The sequence below is a fragment of the Pseudoxanthomonas helianthi genome (genome assembly GCF_017939625.1).
GTDB lineage: Bacteria > Pseudomonadota > Gammaproteobacteria > Xanthomonadales > Xanthomonadaceae > Pseudoxanthomonas_A > Pseudoxanthomonas_A helianthi.
This window is the reverse complement of the sequence record NZ_JAGKTC010000001.1, coordinates 352,003-371,110: the sequence shown is the minus strand read 5'-3', so window position 1 is coordinate 371,110 and position 19,108 is coordinate 352,003. Positions and strand designations below refer to the sequence as shown.

The following is a 19,108-nucleotide window of genomic DNA, read 5'->3' as shown; positions in this document are numbered from 1 at the left end:
GTGGCTTTGGCGTGGGGACGGCAAATGCGGTTCTGGCGAAATCGACGAGGCGGCTTGGCCGGATGGTCCGAGTTCTTGCCGTTGCCCTGTCGCAATTGGGGAGGCACTTGCCAGCGGGATTAGTCCGCTGTTTGGGTGGCAGGCGGGATGAGGATGCGTACCGAAGGCAAGGAGGGGTCTGCGGGAAGGCTGGCGTATTCAGTGACTAGGTACTGATAGAGAAGCGGCTGATTCGCGGCCAATCGCCGCTGCGGCATTCCGTCGATCTCATAATCTTGCAGCAGGATCAGGGCTGGATGAGCGGAGCGGATGCGCTGGATTTCGGCTAACTGAAACGTAGGACCATGGGGTACAAGTGAGTAGATTTCCCACATTGGCGACTTCCGGCGCATCAGGGCATACGCCCCCGGCCAGTAGGGTGTCGCCACGAAAGGGTTGCTCGAGCCGGCGTAATGCTCGACTGTTTTTTGGAGGGCGCCGATCTCCATCGCGGTGCTGGGGGGCAGCACCAATTGCTCTCCGCCGACGATGCGGATTTCCTTCCACGACTCTTTGCGTGCTTGCCAGCCCGGATGCATCGGAAGCATTACGACCAATGCATTGAGTAGCAGGACGGCTCCCACTGCCCACGTCGACTTTCTCGATGGCCAGTTCCATGTTGCGGCTGCGATTATGGCAGGGATGGCCCCTTGTGCCAGATGCGACACATCCGCCCTGGAGATTGCGAAATGTGCATAGGGCAATGCGACTAGGACGGCAGCAATCGTGATTGACGCATGTGGGCGCAGGCCTTGGCGGCTCTTCCACAGATACACCAGTGCCAATAGCGGAAACGCCAGCAAGAAGACGAAGTTCAGGCCGATAGCGACATCACGAAGCAGCACGCCCGGGCCGCTGTCGATCCTGACTAGCCATGGCCACGGCACGGAAATGGGAAGATTGGTCGCCCCAATCTCGAAGAGCATGCGGATGCTTTCGAAAAACGATGAAGCAAAGCCGGGGGAAAATGCCATGGCAAGCAGCATAGGCGAATATCCAAGCGTGCCGCCAACAGCCAGTACGGCGAAAGATTTCCATTTCTGGGAGATGGGCGCTTGCGGTACGACCAGTAATGCGAGGGCGGCCGCAACAGCGGCATACAGTCCGTGGTTGCGGCCCATGCATGCAGCCAAGCCGACCATTGCGCCAAGCAGCAGGGTCCTTCGTGAGTCAGGTTGCCGAATCCAGGCCGCCAGCGCGGCGACTACCATGATGGTGGTCGATACATCGAAAAGCTTGTGGCGAGGGAACATCCACAGCAGTACCAGGATCAGTACGAGAAGGGTGTTCCATTGTGAAATGTGCGTGTGGTCGCGTTTGAGGGCGATCAGAAGGGTCCAGATGCCAAGGGCCTGGAATGCGTAGGAGGCTATTCGAACTGCAATGATCCCGTCGCTATGCAAGCCGCGCATGACTGCGGCGGTTATGTAATAGCGAGCCGGGTCATAGGCGTAGAAATCGCGCATGGGCATTTCGCCGAGCACCACTCGCTGCGATCCGTACCAAAGGTATCCCTCGTCCCAAAGGTTGAGCCCTGCGTGCCCTTCAAAAAAGTAGATTGCGAGCGCGGCGAGGCTCGCCAAAGCAAACGTCCATGCATGCGTCTTCAGAAAATGCATCGATTGTCTCGGCTCGACATGTTTGCATTCTAGCAAATGGTCGCACCGCAACCTGCCGCTCGATGAGAGACAAATGTTGGGTCAGCTGGCCGAATCCGTTGGCGACTCGATGTGTAGTATTGGCTGCAACGCACCTGTGTTCGCTTATGCTTGTTCATCGGGCAGACGCATCGGCCTGGCCGCTTTGCAACGACCAGCCGGCGAGATCGCGGGTGATCGCGGACAGCGCCTGCTCGAACGCGGTGGCGACCTGCGGCACCTCGACGTCGGCGGCAGGCTGGGCCTGCAGGAAGGTGCGGGTGGCGACGATGCGCTGGTCGCGCATGCGCATCAGCTTGGCGTTGACCTCGATGGTCGCGCTGGGCACGGCTCGCCCCGCGTAGTCGGCCTCGAAGCGGCGCAGGTCCATCAGCAAGCGGTAGTCCGCGCGGGCGCCGGCGCCGATGCGCGCGACCGAGGCGATGCGCCCGGAATCCTCCAGCGTGCGCAGCAGCGCGTCTTCGAGCAGGCCGGTGGCCGGCTGTGCCCACACCGCGCCCTTGTACACCTGCAGTTCGTCGGGAGTGGGGCGTACCGCTATGCGGGCGCCATCGACGATGCGCGCGGCGCTGGGCGGAGCGAGCGCCAGCGACCAGTCGACCGTGGGCCACGACGCGTCGGCGGCGACGCGCACGTTCGGCGCATAGATCGTCGCCGGACCGCTTTTCGGGCCGCTACCGAGGATCGAGCAACCGGCCAGCAGCGACAGGCTCGCGGCGGCGAAGGCGATGTGCAGGGTTTTCCGCGTCAGGGATGCCGGCTTCATTTCGGTTCGAACTCCTTCGGTGCGTCGCGGCCGAGCAGGTAACGTGCGGGATTGCCTTCCAGGCGGTCGCTGATCCGGCGCAGGTCGCGCACCAGCGAACGCAATTCGGTCAGGGTCGGACCCAACTGGCCCAGCCCGTCGTTGGCGAAACTGTTGATCGCGGTGCGGTTCTCGCCGAGGATCGCGTCGGCGTTATCCGCGGCGGAATCGAGTTTCGCCAGCGTGCCGTCCAGCTTGTTCACCAGTTGCGGCAGCTGCTGGACCAGGTTGCGGTCCAGCCGTTCCATCGTGCCGTTGGTGGTGGCCAGCGTGGTGTCGAGCTTGGCCGCGGCTTCGCGCGCGTTGACGATCAATGCGCGCAGGTCGTCCTTCTGCGCAGCCAGCGAACTGCTGATGTCGTCGAGATTCTGCAAGGTATTGCCGATGCTGGCGACGTTCTTGTCGCTGAACACCGTGTCCAGCCTCTCGACGATGCGGTTGGCCGTATCGGAGATGTTCTGCAGCGCCGAAGGCGTGGTCTGGATCAGCGGCGCTTCGCTGCGGTCCACTGCGGTCAGCGCGGGCGACTGCGGCGTGCCGCCGGTCAGCTGGATGATGGTCGGGCCGGTCAGGCTGGTGATCGCCAGCTTGGCGCGGGTGTCGGCCTTGATCGGCGTGGATGCGTCGACCCGCAGGCGGGCGACGACCTGGCCGGGGTCGTTCGGCGACAGCGACAGCTTGGTGATCGAACCGACCGCGATGCCGTTGTACTGCACGGGGCTGCCGACGCTTAGGCCGGTGACCGCTTCGCGGAACACCACGTGGTAGTCCTGCCAGGTGCGGTCGCTCGAATACTTCGCCGCCCAAAGCCCGAACAGCAGCATGCCGATCCCGGTCAGCAGGGTAAAGGCGCCGATCAGCACGTAATTGGCCTTGGTTTCCATTCAAGCTCCTCGCAAAGCGGACAACTGCCGCTCGGTCTGCGCGCGCGCGGCGCGCGCCCGCGGCCCGTGGAAATACTCGCGTACCCACGGATGGTCCAGCCGTTCGATCTCGGGCAGCGTGCCGACCGCGATCACCTTCTTCTCGGCCAGCACCGCGACCCGGTCGCAGATAGCGTACAGGGTGTCTAGGTCGTGGGTGATCAGGAACACGGTCAGGCCCAGCGCGCGCTGTAGGGTACGGATCAGTTCGTCGAAAGCCGATGCGCCGATCGGATCCAGCCCCGCGGTGGGCTCGTCGAGGAACAGCAGGCCCGGGTCCAGCGCCAGCGCGCGGGCCAGGCCGGCGCGCTTGCGCATGCCGCCGGACAATTGCGAAGGCAGCTTGTCGATGGCGTCGGCCGGCAACCCGGCCAGCTTCACCTTCAGCAGCGCCAGTTCGTAGCGCCAGCTGTCCGGCAGTTCGGGGTGGTGTTCCTTCAGCGGTACTTCCACGTTCTCGCCGACGGTCAGCGATGAAAACAGCGCGCCGTCCTGGAACAGCACGCCGGTGTTGCGCTCGATGCGCTGGCGGTCGCGGGGGTCGGACGACAGCGCATCGATGCCGAACACGCGGATCTGCCCGGCTTCGGGCCGGCGCAGGCCGAGGATCGAGCGCATCAGCACCGATTTGCCGGTGCCCGAGCCGCCGACCACGCCGAGGATCTCGCCGCGGCGCACGTCCAGGTCGAGCGCGTCGTGCACCACCTGCGCGCCGAACTGGTTGCGCAGGCCGCGCACGGAAACGATCGGGGACGGGTCGCTCGCAGGTTCCATCGCGCTCACCAGTCCATCTGCATGAACCACAACGCCGCGATGGCGTCGATCACGATCACCAGCGAAATCGATTGCACCACGCTGGAGGTGGTGCGCTCGCCGACCGACTGCGCGGTGCCCTGTACCTGCAGTCCCTGCAGGCAGCCGATCAGGCCGATCACCATCGCGAAGACCGGCGCCTTCGACATGCCGACGAGGAAATGCCGCAGCTCCATGGTTTCGTGCATGCGCGCCAGGTATTGCTGCGGCGGAATATGCAGGTTGAACGCGCCGACCGTCACGCCGCCGGCCAAGCCGGCGAGCATCGCGACGAAGGTCAGCAGCGGCAGGCTGACCAGCAGGGCCAGCAGGCGCGGGATCACCAGCAAATCGATGGGGTCCAGGCCGAGAGTGCGGATGGCATCGATTTCCTCGCCGGACTGCATCGCGCCGATCTGCGCGGTGAACGCGCTGGCGGTGCGGCCGGCCAGCACGATGGCGGTCATCAGCACGGCGAATTCGCGCAGGAAGGCGAAGCTGACCAGTTCCACCACGAAGATTTCCGCGCCGAAATCGCGCAGCACGGTGGCGCCGAGGAAGGCGATCACCGCACCGACCAGGTAGGAAAGCAGCGCGACCAGCGGCAGCGCATCCAGGCCGACCTGTTCGATATGGCTGACCGTCGCGGTCAGGCGCAGCCGGCGCGGCTGGCGCAGCACGCGCAGCAGCTTGACCAGGTTCTCGCCGGTGAAGCCGAGCAGGGCGACGACCTCGCCGGCATTGACGTGCACGCGCTGGCCGAGCCGGGCCAGCGCGGCGAGGAAGCCATAGTCGCGTGCGCGCCTGGGGCGCTCGTCGACCACATCCTCGATGGTGCAGACCAGGGCCTGGTGTTCGTCGCGGAACTGCAGGCTCTCCAGCGGCAGCTCGCGGCGCTTGGCGAAGCGCAGCAGTTGCAGGACGCCGGCCGAGTCGATGCGGTCGATGCCGCTGGCATCGACGATGCGGGTGCCGTCGGGAATCTGCCGCAGCCGTTCGCCCAGCGACAGCGCCGTGGCCAGGCTCCAGTCGCCCAGCAGCAGCGCGCGCGCCGGGTCGTCCGGGTCGGTGCGCCATTGCGGCGGGGCGGGGGTCGGCGAGGATTCGGTCATGCGTGCCGAGGATAGCGTGTAGACGCGGGCCTTGCCCGCGACGTGGCGTTCACGGGAAATCCGGCCGCCGATCCATGCCTGTCCGCAGCGTGTCGCCCGCTTACACTATGAACATGACGCAGACGCCGATGTCCGCCACCTACGCCCAGCGCATCGCCTTCGTTTGCGAAATCGCCGCGCGCCTGCACACCTACGGCACCACCGCGCAGCGGCTCGAGGCAGCGGTGGAGGCGCTGTCGCGGCGGCTGGGGCTGGAATGCGAGCCGTGGTCGAACCCGACCGGCGTGATCCTCAGTTTCAGCGATCCGAGCAAGCCGCTCGGCGCCACCGACACCACGCGGGTGATCCGCCTGGCCCCGGGCGAGAACGACCTGCACAAGCTCAGCGAGGCCGACCGCATCGCCGAGGCGGTGGCCGGCGGACGCATGAGCATCGCCCAGGGCCACGCGGCGTTGCGCGGGCTGGACCATGCGCGCAGCCGGCGCTGGCGCATCGCGCAGGTGCTGGTGTTCGGCCTGTCGTCCGCCGGCGTGGCCGGGCTGTGGCGGCTGCCATGGCCGGACATCGCCACGGCAGGCCTGATCGGCCTGCTGATCGGCGGCTTGTCGCGGCTGACCGAAAAGCGGCCGCGCCTGAAGGAAGCCAGCGATGCGGTTTCGGCGCTGCTCGCCGGCATGGTCGCGATCCTCGTCGCCAGCTTCGTGGTGCCGCTGAACCTCAACACGGTGATCATCGCCTCGCTGGTGGTGTTGCTGCCGGGCCTGACCCTGACCAATGCGGTCAACGAGCTGACCAGCCAGCACCTAGTTTCCGGCACCGCACGTTTCGCCGGCGCGGTAACCACGGTGCTGAAGTTGACCGTCGGCGCGATGATCGCGGTGACCCTGGCGCAACTGATCGGGCTGGTACCGGAAGTACGCGCGTGGCGGCCGCAGCCCGACTGGGTGGAATGGGGCGCGCTGGTGCTGACCGCTTTCGCATTCACCGCCCTGTTCAAGGCGCATCGCCGCGATTATCCGTGGGTGATGTCGGCGGCGATCGCCGGCTACCTGATCTCGCGCATCGCCGGCGACGCCTGGGGCAGTCAGGTCGGCATTTTCCTGTCCGCCTTGGTGCTGACCGCGGCGGGCAATCTGTACGCGCGCAAGATGAACCGCCCCGGCGCGCTGATCCGCGTGCCCGGCATCATCATGCTGGTACCCGGCAGCACCAGCCTGCGCGGGGTGATGAACCTGGTGCAGCAGACCGGCGACGACGGCGGCGGTTCGGCGTTGCTGCTGGTGGTCAACGTGGTGATGGCGCTGATCGCGGGCCTGCTGTTCGGCAACCTGCTGGTACCGACGCGGAAGAACCTGTAGCGGTGCTGGCCGGACCTGCTCGGCCCCCGCAGGAAGAATCGGGCCTTGCGGACGCCGAAAGAAAAACGCCGGCGATGCCGGCGTTTTCGATTCCGTGGCGCACCGGGCGTCACTTCTTCCCGATCAGGAAATTCTCCGGCTTCTTGCCCTTGGCCACCAATGCGGCCAACCAGCGCGGCTGACGGCCGCGGCCGGTCCAGGTCTCCTTCGGATTGGCCGGATTGCGGTATTTCGGCGCGATCTTGCGGCCCGTGCGAGAGACGCTCTTGGCGGGCCTGCGCCGTGGCCTGACCTTGTCGGGGACGCCGAACAATTCCTCGATGGTGTAGCCCTCCGCCTTCGCGAAACGGGTGATCTTGCTGCGGATGGTGGCGATGGGTGTGCGCTTGGCCAGCCGGGTCTGCTGCTCCTTGGCTTTCGCGATCAGGACGCCCAGTTGTCTGGCGGAAAGGCCGCGCAAGTCGATCGGCATCGAATGCTCCAGTGACGGAAAGGAATGTGGCCTGGAGGATCGTGCCGGACGGGACATTAACGCGATGTCTGTCCGCATCCGGCAACGGCTTTCCGTCAGCCGGCGAGGCGCTTCAGCAAGCCGTCCCTGTCGAGGTTTTCCGCTTCGGCCGCGTTGCGCGCCCGGTATTCGAAAGTGCCGGCGGCCAGGCCGCGTTCGGATACGACCACGCGATGCGGGATGCCGATCAGTTCGATGTCGGCGAACATCGGGCCCGGACGCAGGCCGCGATCGTCGATCACCGCTTCGATGCCGGCGGCGGCGAGTTCGTCGTACAGCGACTGCACCGCGTCGTTCACCGCGGCATCGTTCTTCGGGTTGATCGGGCAGATCGCCACTTGCCACGGTGCCATTGGTTCTGGCCAAAGGATGCCGGCCGCATCGTGGTTCTGTTCGATCGCCGCGGCGACGATGCGGGTCACGCCGATGCCGTAGCAGCCCATCGCCGGCACCACCGCCTTGCCGTTCTCGTCCAGCACGGTGAACTGCATCGCCTCGCTGTACTTGCGGCCCAACTGGAACACGTGGCCGACCTCAATGCCGCGCGCGATACGCAGCTCGCCGCCGTCCACCGCGCGATCGCCGGCCACCACGTTGCGGATGTCGGCGACGACGTCCGGCTCGGGCAGGTCGCGGCCCCAGTTGACCCCGGCGATGTGGAAGCCGGCTTCGTTGGCGCCGATCACGAAATCGGCCATGGCTGCGACTTCGCGGTCGGCGACGACGCGGATCGGTTTCTTCGGGCCCAGCGGGCCGAGGAAGCCCGGTTCGCTGCAGAGGTGTTCGAGGATCTCGGCTTCGCTGGCCATGCGGTAATCGGCCAGCCCCGGCACCTTGGCCAGCTTGATTTCGTTGACGCCATGGTCGCCGCGCACCAGCGCCAGCACGAAGCCATCATCGGTCATCACCGCGACGGACTTGACCGTGCGCGCCAGTGGGATGCCCAACAGCGCGGCGACGTCTTCGCAGGTTTTCTGCGTCGGCGTCGAGACCTTCTGCAGCGCATCGGCGGCGGCCGGACGCGGGCCCGGCGCGGCGGCTGTCGCGGTTTCCATGTTCGCCGCGTAATCGCTGGCGGTGGAGAACACGATGGCGTCCTCGCCGGAATCGGCGAGCACCTGGAATTCCTGCGAGGCGTCGCCGCCGATGGCGCCGCTGTCGGCCTGCACGGCGCGGAACTGCAGGCCCAGGCGGGTGAAGATGCGGGTGTACGCGGCGTGCATGTTCTTGTACTCGCGCGCCAGGTCTTCATCGGTCAGGTGGAACGAGTACGCGTCCTTCATCAGGAACTCGCGTGCGCGCATCACCCCGAAGCGCGGGCGGATCTCGTCGCGGAACTTGGTCTGGATCTGGTAGAAGTTCACCGGCAGCTGCTTGTAGCTGCTCAGTTCCTGGCGGGCGAAATCGGTGACCGCTTCCTCGGCGGTGGGGCTGTAGCAAAACTCCTGCTCCTTGCGGTCCTTGATCTTCAGCAGTTGACCGCCGAATTTCTGCCAGCGCCCGGTTTCGTCCCACAGCTCGCGCGGCTGGATGGTCGGCATCAGCAGTTCGATGGCGCCGGCGTGGTTCATTTCCTCGCGCACGATGTTCTCGACCTTGCGCATCACCCGCAGGCCCAGCGGCGACCAGGTGTAGAGGCCGGCGGCCAGCTTGCGCAGCATGCCGGCGCGCAGCATCAGCTGGTGACTGACCAGTTCGGCGTCGGCCGGGGTTTCCTTGGTGGTGCGGAGATGGAATTGCGACAGGCGCATCGTGGGGAGGTTCTGCGGGGGAAAGCGGTCATTTTGCCAGCTTTTCCTTCTCCCTCCGGGAGAAGGGGAGCAAAAGCTACTCTCCGCGCACCTCGATGCCGGCCTTCGCCTCGCGCGGAACGCGCTGGTAAGGCCGGCCTTTCGGCGGCTTTTCCGTCACCTGCAGCACGCCGGTGGCATCGCGCCAGCGATACAGCACGGGTTCGGCATCGCGGGCCTGCGCGGCCGCGGCGCGTTCGGCGCGCTGGTGCCTGTCGCGAAGCTGCTCGGGCGTGTCCCGCGATTGCCACCAGGCGATGCCGGCACCGACCAGCAGCCCGACCAGCAGCGCCAGCCACGCGGAGCGCATGCTTCAGCTGCCCGCCGCGGTCGGCGTGCACTGGCGCTGGATCCATTGCTGGGCCAGACCGCGCTGGCGGGTGCGTTCGGCCTCGTCCAGCGGCTTGTCGGGCTTGCCGTCCTTGTCCGAATCCATCAGCAGGGACGGGTTGTTGCCGTCCAGCAGCTTCAGGTTGGCGCGGGCCTGGGCGCAGTCCGCGCTTTCGGCCGCGGCCGCCGGCTTCGCAGGCACCGCCGGGTCGCTGCCGTCGATCCGGCGTTCCTGGTAGGCGCGGCCGGCGGGCGGGTTCTGCGAATAGTGGGTAACGCCATTGGCGTCCTTCCACTGGTAGACACGTTCCTGCGCGGCACCGGGAAGGGCGGCGAGGGCCAAGGCCAGCGAACAGCACAGGGGCAGGTGGCGCATGGCGGCTCCGAGGGGCTGGACCCCGGCATTGCAGCACTGCGGGGGCGGTCGGGCAAGCGCGCGTTTAGAGCGTGCCATGCACTTTGAAGCACTCCAAAGCACATGACACGCTCTAGGCTAAACTGCCGGCATGGACGAAAACCGACCCGCCCCGCGCTCGCGCGGCATCTACCTGCTGCCGAACCTGTTCACCACGGCCGGCCTGTTCGGCGGTTTCTACGCGATCATCGCCGCCGCCAACGGCCAGTTCGTGCATGCCGCGGTGGCGGTGTTCATCGCCGCGATCGCCGACGGCCTCGATGGCCGCGTAGCGCGCCTGACCGGCACCAGCAGCGAATTCGGGGTGCAGTACGACTCGCTGGCCGATCTGGTCAGCTTCGGCATGGCCCCGGCGCTGGTGATGTACCACTGGTCGCTGTCGGCGCTGAAGTACGACGGCAGCACCCTGGGCCGGGTCGGCTGGGCGGTGGCGTTCCTGTACGCGGCCTGCGCGGCGCTGCGCCTGGCCCGTTTCAACACCCAGGTCGGGGTGGTCGACAAGCGCTGGTTCATCGGCCTGGCCAGCCCGGCTTCCGCGGGGCTGATGATGTCCTTCGTCTGGGCCTTCGCCGATGGCGACCTGGGCTGGAACGGCGAGGAACTGCGCTACGTCGCGCTTGCGGTCACCCTGTGCTGCGCGTTGCTGATGGTCAGCCGGGTACGTTTCTGGAGCTTCAAGGGCGGCGGCAACGGGCCGAAGTCCGATCGCGTGCCGTTCGTGGTGCTGCTGCTGATCCCAGTGGTGATCGCCGTGCTGGTCGTCGACCTGCCGCGCGTACTGCTGGCGGTCGGCGTGCTGTACGCATTGTCCGGCCCGGGCTACTGGCTGTGGCAGCGTGCCCGCCGCCACAAGCCGGACGCCGCCGCGTGAGCGAAACCGCTTCGCCGCTGTGGACCGCCGAGCAGCATGGTTGGCTGGCCGCATTGGGTCATGCGGTGTACGTGCGCGGCGCGTTGCCGGAGGTAACGGCGGAAGCCGCACCTGCGCCCGCCACGATTTCCGAACGCACGCCTGCACCGCCGCAGCGCACGCGCGCCCTGCCTCCGCAGGCACCGGCTACCCCGCGCGAAGCCGCGCCGACCACGCGCCGCCCGGCCGCGCGACTGCCCGACCGCCTGCACATCGCCCTGATCCGCGCCGCGGCGATCAACCCGAACGCGCCGGGCATGGCCGAGCTCATCGCGCAATGGCCGCCTTCGTCCGAGCTGCGCGGCAACCCGGCGGCCAAGCGCGCGCTGTGGCCGCGCCTGCGCGCGCTGCGCAAGGGCATGCCGGGGTGAGCGCGGTGCGCGCCGACGCCGCACCCGCCTTGCGGCCGCTGCGCGAGTCCGACCTGGATGCGGTGATGGCGATCGAAAACCGCGCCTATCCGTTCCCGTGGACGCGCGGCATCTTCCGCGACTGCCTGCAGGCCGGCTATCCGGCGTGGCTGCTGCTGGAAGGCGACGCGGTCAGCGGCTACGCGATCATCAGCCTCGCCGTCGGCGAAGTGCACGTCCTCAACATCTGCGTCGCGCCCGAACGCCAGGGCCGTGGCCTGGGCCGGTTCCTGTTGCGCGCGTTGCTGAAGCACGCCCGCGACCGCAAGGCCGAGCGCGTGTTCCTCGAAGTTCGGCCGTCCAACCCGGGCGCGAAGGCGCTGTACGAAAGCGAAGGCTTCAACGAGATCGGCCGGCGCCCGCGCTACTACCCGGCGCGCGACGGGCGCGAGGACGCCATCGTGATGGCGATGGAACTGGTGGACGGCGAAGTGGAGCGCATGCCGCCGTTGTAACCTTTTTGTAGGAGCGCACTTCAGTGCGCGACCGTAGACGTTTCGGCCCACGGAATTGTCCGCAAGTCCTATATCCAGGTCGCGCACTGAAGTGCGCTCCTACACGGGTCAGCCCAGCTTCGCGCGCTGCCCCTGCAGCGCTTCCAGCTTGGTGCTCCAGTCGGCCAGGCGCAGGCGCTCCTGTTCGATCACCGCCGGCGGCACCTTGTCGCTGAACTTCGCCAGCTTGGCTTCGCTCTTTTCCTTCTCGCCGGCGACGCGGGCGATTTCCTTGTCCAGTCGCACGCGCTCGGCATCCAGATCGACCAGGCCTTGCAGCGGCACCAGCAGTTTCAATTCGCCGACCACCGCGGCGGCGGAAGCGGGCGCTTCGGCGGAAGCGTCGAGCGACTCGATGCCTTCCAGCTTCAGCAGGAACTTCAGCGACGCGGCGAACTTGTCGGCGCGCGCGCGATCCTGGGCGTCTCCGCCCTGCAACAGCAGGCGAACCGTCTTGCCCGGCGCGACGTTCAGTTCGCTGCGGATGCGGCGCAGCGAGGAAACCATGGCCTTCAGCCATTCCACGTCGGCTTCGGCGCCGGCGAAATCCTGCCCGGCGGAATCGGCGGTGGCCGGGTAGGGCCGCAGCGAAATCGTCCGGCCCTCGATGCCCAGTTTGGGCGCGACCTGCAGCCACAGTTCCTCGGTGACGAACGGGATCAGCGGGTGCAGCAGTCGCAGCAGCGATTCCAGCACGTACAGCAGGGTGTGGCGGGTCGAAGCCGCGGCTTCGGCGTCATCGCCGTTCAGCGCGGGCTTGGCCAGTTCGACGAACCAGTCGCAGAACTCGTTCCAGGCGAATTCGTACAGCGCCTGCGCGAGCAGGTCGAAGCGGTATTCGGCGAAGTGGGCCGCGGCCTTGTCGGTCGCCTGCGCGAGGCGGGCGAGGATCCAGCGCTCGGCGTCGGTCTTCGGCTGCGGCTTGCCGTGGAAGCTGACGCCATCGGTGTTCATCAACACGAAGCGCGTCGCGTTCCACAGCTTGTTGCAGAAATTCTTGTAGCCCTCGGCGCGGCCTAGGTCGAACTTGATGTCGCGGCCGTGGGTGGCCAGCGCGGCGATGGTGAAGCGCAGCGCATCGGCACCGTGCGCAGCGATGCCGTCGGGGAATTCCTTGCGCGTGGCCTTCTCAATCTTTGGCGCGTCTTGAGGCTTCATCAGGCCGGTGGTGCGCTTGGCCAGCAGGTCCTCCAGCGAGATGCCGTCGATGATGTCCAGCGGGTCGAGCACGTTGCCCTTCGACTTCGACATCTTCTGGCCCTGCGCGTCGCGGATCAGGCCGGTGATGTAGACGTCCTTGAACGGAACCTTGCCGGTGAAGCTGTCGGTGGCCATGACCATGCGCGCCACCCAGAAGAAGATGATGTCGAAGCCGGTGACCAGCACGTTCGAGGGCAGATAGCGGTCGAACCCGCGTTCCTTCATCGCGGCTTCGTCCGGCCAGCCTAGGGTCGAGAACGGCCACAGCTGCGAGCTGAACCAGGTTTCCAGCACGTCGCTGTCCTGGGTCAATTTCACGTCGGCGGATAGACCTGCCTTGGCGCGCGCTTCGGCTTCATCGCGGCCGACGTGGCAGTTGCCCGCTTCGTCGAACCACGCCGGGATGCGATGACCCCACCACAGCTGGCGGCTGATGCACCAGTCCTGGATGTTCTCCATCCAGTGGCGGTAGGTGTTGATCCAGTTCGGCGGGACGAACTTGATTTCACCCGGCTTTCCATTGGCACTTTCGAACAGTTCCAGGCCGCGCTTGGCCAGCGCGTCCATCTTCACGAACCACTGGTCGGTCAGGTACGGCTCGATCACCTGGCCGGTGCGGTCGCCGCGCGGCACCTGCAGCTTGTGCGGCCGGGTTTCGACCAGCAGGCTGAGGTCCTCGAGATCGGCGAGCACGGCCTTGCGCGCGTCGTAGCGGTCGAGGCCGCGGTATTTCTCCGGCGCGTTGTCGTTGATCGCCGCAACCGGGGTGAACAGGTTGATCATCGGCAGCGCATGGCGCACGCCGACCTGGTAGTCGTTGAAATCGTGCGCGGGCGTGACCTTGACCACGCCGGTGCCGAACTCGCGGTCGACGTAGTCGTCGCCGATCACCGGGATGCGGCGACCGGTCAGCGGCAGCACCACTTCCTTGCCGATCAGCGACGCATAGCGCGGATCTTGCGGATGCACCATCGCCGCGGTATCGCCGAGCATGGTTTCCGGGCGGGTGGTCGCGACGACCAGGTAATCGCGGGTCTCGCGCAGGGTTTCTTTGCCGTCGGCATCGGTTTCGACGTGCTCGTAGCTGGCGCCGTCGGCGAGCGGATAGCGGATCGACCACAGGAAGCCGTCTTCCTCGACGCTTTCCACTTCCAGGTCGGAGATCGCGGTCTTCAGTACGGGGTCCCAGTTGACCAGGCGCTGGCCGCGGTAGATCAGGCCCTGTTCGTACCAGCGCACGAAGGCTTCGATCACCGCCTGCGACGGGCCGGCGTCCATGGTGAAGCTGCTGCGCGACCAGTCGCCCGAGGTGCCGAGCCGGCGCATCTGCCGTTCGATGGTGTCGCCGGACTGCGCCTTCCATTCCCAGACCTTGGCGATGAAGCCGTCGCGGCCCAGCGAGTCGCGGGTTTCGCCCTTGCCTTCGAGGGCGAGGTTGCGCGAGACGACCATCTCGGTGGCGATGCCGGCGTGGTCGGTGCCGACCTGCCACAGCGTGTCGTAGCCGCGCATGCGGTGGTAGCGGATCAACGCATCCATCAGGGTCTGCTGGAACGCGTGGCCCATGTGCAGCGTGCCGGTGACGTTCGGCGGCGGCAGCAGGATGGTGTACGGCGTGCCCTGGCCGGATGGCTTGAAGTAGCCGGCGCTCTCCCATTCGGAATACAGGCGGGCTTCGAAGGTCTTGGGGTCGTAGCTGGAGGCGAGGGTGGTCATCTGGGCTGTCTGTCGGCCGTCATCCCAGCGCAAGCTGGGATCCATTTTGCTTTTGCTTCGTGCTGAAAGAGCAACGGCAAATTGGATTCCGGCTTGCGCCGGAATGACGATTGATTACATATCGTGTTTGTTCAATTCGAAACCAAGCGCCTTGTACTGCTTCCAGCGCTCGCGCAGCGGTTCGCGGGCGGCCGGATCGGCGGGGACGACTTCGAGGATGCGGTCGCAGGGCTTCAGCCAGACGTCGTCGCGCAGGTTGATCACCAGCGGCCGCGACGAGGCGTCGGTTTCCGGCGCGGCGATCAGCACCGGCGTTTCGTCTTCGTCTTCGTCGGCACCGACGATCTGGTGCGGCAAGTATTCGTCCGGATCGAACGCCCACAGCAGGTCGTCCAGTTCCTCGGCCTGGGCCATGTCGCGCGCCAGGATCAGCGTCGGCTGGTTGGCCGCGTACGCCTTTTTCGCCAGTTCGCACACCAGCAGCAACGGCTGCCCGAGGAAGCGCGGCTTGGCGATCAGGTAGAAGTCGGCGCGTGACATGCGGCCTGCGGGCTTACGCGGCCCGGTCCAGCAGCCACTGGCTCAGCAGCCCGACCGGACGGCCGGTGGCCATGCCGCGCTTGCCCTCGTCGTTGGCCACGCCGGCGATGTCGAGGTGCGCCCAGCGCTGGCCTTCGGCGAAGCGGGCGAGGAAGCAGCCCGCGGTGATCGCGCCGGCCCAGCGGCCGCCGATGTTGTAGACGTCGGCGAAGGTCGAATCCAGCAGGGTCTGGTATTCGTCCCACAGCGGCAGGCGCCAGGCGCGGTCGAACACGTTCTCGCCCGCGGCCAGCAGCTCGTTCGACAGGTCGTCGTGCTTGCTCATCAGGCCGGTGGCGTAGCGGCCCAGGGCGACGACGCACGCGCCGGTCAGGGTGGCCACGTCGACCAGCGCCTCGGGCTTGAAGTGCTCGGCATAGGTCAGTGCGTCGCACAGGATCAATCGGCCCTCGGCGTCGGTGTTGCCGACTTCGATGGTCTTGCCGGACATGCTGGTGATGACGTCGGACGGGCGATAGGCGTTGCCGTCGATGGCGTTTTCCACCGCCGGCACGACGACCACCAGGTTGAGCGGCAGCTTCATCTTCACCGCGGCGACGAAGGCGCCGATGACGGTGGCGCCGCCGCACATGTCGTACTTCATCTCCTCGATGCCGCCCTGCGTCTTCAGGTTGACGCCGCCGGTGTCGAAGGTGATGCCCTTGCCGACCAGCACGTAGGGCTTGGCTTCGGTGTCCTTGGCGCCGTTCCATTTCAGCACGACCAGCCTCGGCCGGTTGGCCGAGCCGCGCGCGACCGACAGCAGCGAACCCATGCCGAGCGCTTCCATCTGCGATTCGTCGAGGATTTCCGATTCGGCACCGTTGGCGGCTGCGAACTGCTGCGCCTGTTCGGCGATGTAGGCCGGGTTGCAGATGTTCGGCGGCAGGTTGCCCAGCTCGCGGGCGAACTGCACGCCTTCGGCGATCGCCACGCCCTGCGCCAGTGCGTTGGCGTCGGTGCCGGTGATGGCGAACTTCGACAGGCCGGCTTCGTCGTTCTTCTTCTTGCCCAGCGTGGCGGTGTAGCGATAGCCGGCGTGGTCGGCGGCGATCACGGCCTGGCGGATGTTCCAGGCGGCATCGCGGCCCTTCACCTCGACTTCGCTCAAGGTGAACAGCGCGCTGGCGCTGGGACCGATCTTCAGCGTGCGGGCCGCATCGCCGACCGCCTTGAGATATTGCGGCACCGCGAACTTGGCCGCATCGCCCAGGCCGATCACCAGCACTCGCGGCGCGGCTACGCCCGACAGGTCGGGCAACAGGGCGGTCTTGCCGGTCTTGCCGCTGATGTCGCCGCGCTCCAGCAAGGCGGTCAGGCGGCCGCCGCTGGCGGCGTCGATGGCCTGGCCGGCGGGTGTCAGCGACTTGTCGGCGAAGGCGCCTACCACGATGCAGTCGAAGGCGGCGCCGGTCGGCGCGTCGTGGTTCAGGGTGAATTCCAAGGCCATTGAGCAGATTTCCCAAGCAGAAGTAGGGCGATTCCGTACAATCGCCGGTCGAGTCGAAGCGGTCCGGCCGCCCGGCGCAATGAATCCCGAATTGTAAATCAAGCCCGATGCCGAAGCTGGACCGCTACCTTTTCCGCGAATTCGCCCAGAGCTTCGTCGCGACCCTGATCGTGCTGCTGACGGTCAGCCTGAGCGGCGTGCTGGCCGATCTGCTGGGAAAAATCGCCGAAGGCAAGGTCCCGGCGGGCCTGATGCTGTCGCAACTGGGCTTGCGCCTGCTGAACTACCTGCCGCTGGTGCTGCCGCTGGCCCTGATGCTGGGCCTGCTGCTGGCCTTCGCGCGGATGTATCGCGACTCGGAAATGCCGGTGCTGACCTCGATAGGCGTGGGCCCGCGCCGCCTGCTGCGGCCATTGCTGATGCTGGTCGCGCCGGTGGTGGCGGTGATCGGCCTGTTGTCGCTGTGGCTGGGCCCCTGGGCTGACCGCACGCGCGTGCAGATGATCGAGCAGGCCAATCGCAGCCTGGTCGTGGCCGGGCTGGACGCCGGCAAGTTCACCACGTTGCCCAACGGCAGCGTGGTCTATGTCGGCGGGCTGTCCGGTGACGGCACGCAGATGAGCCGGGTGTTCGTGCAGCGCCAGCGCGACGACCGCGTCGACGTGGTCACCGCCAGCGGCGGGCAGCTGTTCTTCGACGGCGACAAGGACCGCTACCTGCGCCTGCAGCAGGGTTTCCGCGTCGAAGGGCCGTTGAACGAAGGCCGCGACTATCGCCTGATCCGCTTCGCCAGCAACGAATTCGCGCTGCCGGTCAGCGAAGAAGCCCGCGATGAGCGGGATCCGGAAATGCTGCCCACGACCGAGCTGCTCCGCGACTCGCGGCCGCAGGCCAATGCGCAGCTACACGCGCGGGTCACCCCGCCGCTGCTGGCGCTGGCTTTCGCCCTGCTGACCCTGCCGCTGGCACGCAGTTCGCCGCGGCAGGCGCGTTATGGCCGGATCATCCTCGGCTTCCTCGCCTATCTGGTCGGGGTCAGCCTGATGTTCAACGGCACGAACATGCTGGCCGAAGGCAAGCTGCCGCCTGCGCTGGGCCTGTGGTGGCTGAGTTTGCCGTTGCTGGCGCTCGCGGTCTGGTTCTATCTGCGCGACGGCCATCTGGGCAAGCCCAAGACGGTGAAAGCATGATCCGTTGGCGTCCGAACCTGCACGACCTTTACGTCGGCCGGGTGGTGGCGGGTACCGTGCTGCTGGTCTGGGCGGTGCTGCTGGGCATGGACGTGATGATCGCGCTCAGCAACGAAGTCAGGGATTTCGGCAAGGGCACCTACAGCTTCACCCATGCATTGGTCTACGTCGCGTATACCGTGCCGGGCCGTCTTTACAATCTGTTCCCCTATGCGGCGGTGATCGGTTCGCTGATGGGCCTCGGCCAGTTGGCCGCGACCTCGGAGCTGACCGCGCTGCGCGCGCTGGGCCTGTCGCGTCGGCGCCTGAGCATCTCGGTCGCGGTCGCGCTGGCGCTGCTGACCGCGCTGATGGTCACGAACATGGAAACCCTCGGCTCCTGGTCGGACAGCCAGGGCACCGCGTTCCGCGCCGCGGCGCGGTCGGACCGCGTCGCGGTGGCGCGCTATTCGGGCCTGTGGGCGCGCGAGGGCGACGTATTCCTCAATGCGCAGAACGGCGAAGAGGAAATGGATGCCGAAGGCAAGCCGACCCTGCTGCTGCGCGACGTGCGCCTGTACCAGGTCGCCGACGATGGTCGGCTGGCCTCGATCTCCCACGCCGCCAGCGCGCGCCACGTGGATGGCGGATGGATGCTGTCGGATGTCCTGCGCACCACCTTCGGCGCGCGTTCGGTCAGCCAGGCCAGGTCGCCGAGCGAACGCTGGGAGTCGAAGCTGGATCCGGCCGCGCTGGCGATCGGTATCGCCAATCCGCGCTACATGGCCGCGCGCGACCTGGCCCAGAGCATCGATTACCGCGAACGCAATGGCCTGGATGCGCGCGAGTACGAGGACAGCTACTGGAGCCGCTGGTTCTATCCGGTGAACGTGCTGGCCCTGTGCCTGGCGGCGATCCCGTTCGCGTTCGGCAGCCTGCGCAGCGGCGGCCTGGGCAAGCGGTTGTTCCTCGGCATCCTGTTCTCGCTGGGGTTCCTGTTGCTGCAGATGCTGTTCAGCCGCTTCGCCGCGGCGTTCAAGCTGGACTTCCGCCTCGCCTACGCGCTGCCGCCGGTGATCATGCTGGGAGTGTCGGCGTGGTTGTTCAAGCGGCGCAGCAGCTAGGGAATCTTCTTGGCTCGTCATCCCCGCGAAGGCGGGGATCCAGCGGCTCTGCTGTTGCTTTTGCCATTTGGTAGCTGAAACGCATTTCGCCTTTCGGCGACTTACTTTTCTTTGCTTGTGCAAAGAAAATTAAGCAAGGGAAACACACCCTTCCTCGCGCCCTCCGAGCCTGCGGCACTGCGGGTACGCGGAGCCGGCGGGAATTTTCGGACGGCATATCCATGTGCCTTCCGAAAATGGTGCGCATCGTGCGCGCCGCCCCCTGCTGGGTTTGCTCACCGGCTCCGCCGCCGCGGGCGGGACTGGGAGGCAAAAGCAGAAAC

Annotated in this window: 17 protein-coding genes and 1 pseudogene; 6 read left to right on the top strand and 12 right to left on the bottom strand. The window is 66.7% G+C overall.

The annotated features are described in order from the left end of the window. Positions 1 to 119: 119 nt before the first annotated feature. The 5 genes from J5837_RS01735 to J5837_RS01715 all read right to left on the bottom strand — a co-directional run bounded on the left by J5837_RS01735 (position 120) and on the right by J5837_RS01715 (position 5,329). Positions 120 to 1,658 (bottom strand): hypothetical protein, encoded by a 1,539-nt coding sequence (locus J5837_RS01735; protein WP_210534996.1) that lies wholly within the window; start codon positions 1,656 to 1,658, stop codon positions 120 to 122. A 154-nt stretch (positions 1,659 to 1,812) separates the two neighbouring features. Continuing rightward, positions 1,813 to 2,463, bottom strand: a complete 651-nt coding sequence (locus tag J5837_RS01730; protein ID WP_210534995.1) for an ABC-type transport auxiliary lipoprotein family protein — start codon at positions 2,461 to 2,463, stop codon at positions 1,813 to 1,815. Continuing rightward, positions 2,460 to 3,386: an MlaD family protein gene (locus J5837_RS01725; protein WP_210534994.1), complete on the bottom strand. Its 927-nt coding sequence runs from the start codon at positions 3,384 to 3,386 to the stop codon at positions 2,460 to 2,462. The genes J5837_RS01730 and J5837_RS01725 overlap by 4 nt, the downstream gene beginning before the upstream one ends. Then, positions 3,387 to 4,199, bottom strand: a complete 813-nt coding sequence (locus tag J5837_RS01720; RefSeq protein ID WP_210534993.1) for an ABC transporter ATP-binding protein — start codon at positions 4,197 to 4,199, stop codon at positions 3,387 to 3,389. Positions 4,200 to 4,204: 5 nt separating this feature from the next. Then, positions 4,205 to 5,329: an ABC transporter permease gene (locus J5837_RS01715; RefSeq protein ID WP_210534992.1), complete on the bottom strand. Its 1,125-nt coding sequence runs from the start codon at positions 5,327 to 5,329 to the stop codon at positions 4,205 to 4,207. 113 nt (positions 5,330 to 5,442) lie between these two features. On the opposite strand from J5837_RS01715, the gene J5837_RS01710 reads away from it, so the two are divergent. Further along, positions 5,443 to 6,687, top strand: a complete 1,245-nt coding sequence (locus J5837_RS01710; RefSeq protein ID WP_210534991.1) for a threonine/serine exporter family protein — start codon at positions 5,443 to 5,445, stop codon at positions 6,685 to 6,687. A gap of 109 nt (positions 6,688 to 6,796) precedes the next feature. On the opposite strand, the pseudogene J5837_RS16585 reads toward J5837_RS01710, so the two are convergent. From J5837_RS16585 to J5837_RS01690, 4 genes and pseudogenes are all read right to left on the bottom strand, one after another. Then, positions 6,797 to 6,931, bottom strand: a pseudogene (locus J5837_RS16585) (H-NS histone family protein); the annotation flags it as partial. A gap of 323 nt (positions 6,932 to 7,254) precedes the next feature. Then, entirely contained in the window at positions 7,255 to 8,949 is a 1,695-nt protein-coding gene (locus J5837_RS01700) for a proline--tRNA ligase (RefSeq protein ID WP_210534989.1), read from the bottom strand. 76 nt (positions 8,950 to 9,025) lie between these two features. Beyond that, positions 9,026 to 9,298 (bottom strand): DUF4124 domain-containing protein, encoded by a 273-nt coding sequence (locus J5837_RS01695; protein ID WP_210534988.1) that lies wholly within the window; start codon positions 9,296 to 9,298, stop codon positions 9,026 to 9,028. A gap of 3 nt (positions 9,299 to 9,301) precedes the next feature. Next, positions 9,302 to 9,694, bottom strand: coding sequence for a DUF4124 domain-containing protein (locus J5837_RS01690; RefSeq protein WP_210534987.1), 393 nt, complete (start codon positions 9,692 to 9,694; stop codon positions 9,302 to 9,304). A gap of 130 nt (positions 9,695 to 9,824) precedes the next feature. Here J5837_RS01690 and pssA point away from each other — a divergent pair, with 130 nt between their 5' ends. From pssA to rimI, 3 genes are read left to right on the top strand one after another with little or no spacing between them, the layout of a single operon-like run. Continuing rightward, positions 9,825 to 10,604, top strand: a complete 780-nt coding sequence (gene pssA, locus J5837_RS01685) for a CDP-diacylglycerol--serine O-phosphatidyltransferase (RefSeq protein WP_210534986.1) — start codon at positions 9,825 to 9,827, stop codon at positions 10,602 to 10,604. Beyond that, a complete protein-coding gene (locus J5837_RS01680) occupies positions 10,601 to 11,014 on the top strand; it encodes an alanine acetyltransferase (protein WP_210534985.1) in 414 nt (137 codons plus the stop codon). Before pssA ends, J5837_RS01680 begins: the two co-directional genes overlap by 4 nt. Beyond that, positions 11,011 to 11,508: a ribosomal protein S18-alanine N-acetyltransferase gene (gene rimI / locus J5837_RS01675; protein WP_210534984.1), complete on the top strand. Its 498-nt coding sequence runs from the start codon at positions 11,011 to 11,013 to the stop codon at positions 11,506 to 11,508. Before J5837_RS01680 ends, rimI begins: the two co-directional genes overlap by 4 nt. Before the next feature lie 108 nt (positions 11,509 to 11,616). Here the strand turns inward: rimI and J5837_RS01670 are convergent, their stop codons facing one another. The 3 genes from J5837_RS01670 to J5837_RS01660 form a co-directional block, all read right to left on the bottom strand. Beyond that, complete coding sequence (locus J5837_RS01670; RefSeq protein ID WP_210534983.1) at positions 11,617 to 14,463, bottom strand: valine--tRNA ligase; 2,847 nt, start codon at positions 14,461 to 14,463, stop codon at positions 11,617 to 11,619. A gap of 114 nt (positions 14,464 to 14,577) precedes the next feature. Continuing rightward, on the bottom strand, positions 14,578 to 15,003 hold the full coding sequence (locus tag J5837_RS01665) for a DNA polymerase III subunit chi (RefSeq protein ID WP_210534982.1): 426 nt from the start codon (positions 15,001 to 15,003) through the stop codon (positions 14,578 to 14,580). Positions 15,004 to 15,016: 13 nt separating this feature from the next. After that, positions 15,017 to 16,492: a leucyl aminopeptidase gene (locus tag J5837_RS01660; protein ID WP_210534981.1), complete on the bottom strand. Its 1,476-nt coding sequence runs from the start codon at positions 16,490 to 16,492 to the stop codon at positions 15,017 to 15,019. A 107-nt stretch (positions 16,493 to 16,599) separates the two neighbouring features. Between J5837_RS01660 and lptF the strand changes: the two genes are divergently transcribed. Continuing rightward, a complete protein-coding gene (gene lptF / locus J5837_RS01655; protein ID WP_210534980.1) occupies positions 16,600 to 17,682 on the top strand; it encodes an LPS export ABC transporter permease LptF in 1,083 nt (360 codons plus the stop codon). Continuing rightward, on the top strand, positions 17,628 to 18,785 hold the full coding sequence (gene lptG / locus J5837_RS01650; protein WP_425504825.1) for an LPS export ABC transporter permease LptG: 1,158 nt from the start codon (positions 17,628 to 17,630) through the stop codon (positions 18,783 to 18,785). The genes lptF and lptG overlap by 55 nt, the downstream gene beginning before the upstream one ends. The last annotated feature ends 323 nt before the right edge of the window (positions 18,786 to 19,108 follow it).